The 1,815-nt window shown below is 51.8% G+C and carries 3 protein-coding genes and 2 pseudogenes; 2 read left to right on the forward strand and 3 right to left on the reverse strand.

What is annotated here, in order from left to right; translation table 11 throughout:
* On the reverse strand, positions 1 to 282 hold a 282-nt coding region (locus tag BTM36_RS03975), incomplete at its 3' end, for a hypothetical protein (protein WP_217349541.1).
* Between the two features lie 56 nt (positions 283 to 338).
* Between BTM36_RS03975 and rplF the strand changes: the two are divergent.
* Together rplF and BTM36_RS29600 are read left to right on the forward strand one after the other, a co-directional pair.
* Positions 339 to 521 (forward strand): annotated as a pseudogene (gene rplF / locus BTM36_RS03980) (50S ribosomal protein L6); the annotation flags it as partial.
* 279 nt (positions 522 to 800) lie between these two features.
* The gene (locus BTM36_RS29600; protein ID WP_368730700.1) at positions 801 to 1,049 is read left to right on the forward strand and encodes an L-serine ammonia-lyase, iron-sulfur-dependent, subunit alpha; all 249 of its coding nucleotides are present in this window, start codon (positions 801 to 803) and stop codon (positions 1,047 to 1,049) included.
* Here the strand turns inward: BTM36_RS29600 and cydX are convergent.
* Together cydX and BTM36_RS04000 are read right to left on the reverse strand one after the other, a co-directional pair.
* The gene (gene cydX / locus BTM36_RS03995) at positions 1,000 to 1,110 is read right to left on the reverse strand and encodes a cytochrome bd-I oxidase subunit CydX (protein WP_077235308.1); all 111 of its coding nucleotides are present in this window, start codon (positions 1,108 to 1,110) and stop codon (positions 1,000 to 1,002) included. The two genes, BTM36_RS29600 and cydX, sit on opposite strands and share 50 nt — an antisense overlap.
* Positions 1,111 to 1,146: 36 nt before the next feature.
* Positions 1,147 to 1,494 (reverse strand): annotated as a pseudogene (locus tag BTM36_RS04000) (cytochrome d ubiquinol oxidase subunit II); the annotation flags it as partial.
* Between the last annotated feature and the right edge of the window lie 321 nt (positions 1,495 to 1,815).

A 1,815-nucleotide genomic window follows, 5' to 3' on the forward strand; every position in this document is an offset into this window, starting at 1 on the left:
GGCAGCGGCCCACTCCTCGGCGAACTGGGCGAACTCCGGGCCCACCCTGTCGTTCGGCACGAGCGGGATATCGGCGAACCGTGCGGTGCGCTGCTGTTCGGGGGTGATGCGGGTGTACGGCTCGTACGAGAGCTCGTAGCTGTCGCCCGGTCGCAGACCGGTGGCGTTCACCGCGGTCTGGGACTTCTCGTTGAGGTACAGGTTCTCCGCCAGGGCGCCGGCGCGGTCGACGGGGAGGTTACCGAGGTCGATCCGATTGGTGCGCTCACCGAGGGTGGGCATCCACACTCCGGTGTACTCGCCGATCGTGATGGTGGAGGTGCGCTGGTTCTCCCCTCGAAGGAATCGAAATCGATGTACCGAAGAATACCGAAGTTGTTGTAAAAGGTATTGATAAACAACTAGTTGGTGCTGTTGCAGCTAACATCAGAGCGATCAGACCACCTGAACCATACAAGGGTAAAGGTATTCGCTATGCTGGTGAATATGTACGCCGTAAAGAAGGTAAGACTGCTAAGTAATAAAGGGTAAGAGCAGAAAGGAGTGACGTAAATGATCGCAAAACCTGACAGAAATGTTATACGTAAAAAAAGGCATAGCCGTGTACGTGGCAATTTAGCTGGTACTACGCAACATCCACGTTTGAGCGTCAGGGGGCCTGCAGCAGGTTCTCACAGCTAGGCGGTTTTATCGGCACGGAAGAAAACTTTGGTAAGAATCAGGACGCGGATGTCGATATTCCCGTCCCGTTCTATTCTGCCCGCAACCTGCTGGCACATTGCCACGACAACTGCCTGTCGATCTCTGCGGTGATGATGAAAAATGAGATCGCTCGCCACGGCAGGGAGAACGTTGAGCAAAATATGGCGAAAATCTGGGAGACCATGAGAAACGCCATCAACCGTGGTATGAACACGGAAGGCATTTTGCCTGGCCCGCTGAAAGTACCGCGTCGGGCCTCTGCGCTGCATCGCGTACTGGCGCCGCAAAGCCAGTCTATTACGCCGTTAAGCGCAATCCGAAGGCGTAGTTGGCTTCCAGCCACATGACATTGATGATGCCGAAGGCCAGCGCCAGGCCGATGCCGAGTATCCAGGCGAAATACCACATGATGTTCTCCTTGTTCCAGTTTGCGATTGCGCGTAATCAATACGCCGTATGTTCGTTGTCGTGAATGTCCTTGGCCGTGACCTTGCCCTTGACCACGCGATGCACCCAGCCGGTGTAGAGAATGATCAGCGGCAGGAAGATCAGCACCATCCAGAACATCAGGCCCAGGGTCTTGTGGCTGGAGACCGAATCCCACAGGGTCAGGCTGCTCTTCGCATCCAGCGAGGAAGGCATGATGAAGGGGAACAGCGACATGCCGGCGGTGAGGATGATGCCGGTTACCGACAGGCCGCTTGCGATGAAGGCCAGGCGGGCACTGCGCACCATGGCCAACAGCGCTGCCAGCACCGCACCGGCCACGCCCAGCGCCGGGAACAGCTTGGTCTTAATCCCTATAATATATAGGTGTTTATCTAAAATGTTGCATCAATTTTTAAGTGAAACGTTTGAGAAATTTATTCAGGGTAGGTTTGTGCCTATTCATAATAAATACGATTGCATAATATTTATATTAGTTGTTTTAGCTACCCAATTATAAAATGTGAGAGGCTGGAGTAGAATGTATTTTTTTCCTTACAATAATCCATATTATCAATATCCTTATTATGTAAATGCACCACCAATGGCACTCTGAATACTGGGAAAAACCAGCCGAGTTATATGAAAATAGATTTGAAACAGTTAGACAAAATAATAATATTTTAT

Origin of the sequence: Herbaspirillum sp. VT-16-41, from assembly GCF_001994935.1 — a bacterium.
Lineage (GTDB): Bacteria > Pseudomonadota > Gammaproteobacteria > Burkholderiales > Burkholderiaceae_D > Herbaspirillum > Herbaspirillum frisingense.

What these genes read in the sequence shown, in the direction of transcription:
- cydX (WP_077235308.1), bottom strand. Translation starts at nt 1,110, where the DNA reads ATGTGGTATTTCGCCTGGATACTCGGCATCGGCCTGGCGCTGGCCTTC.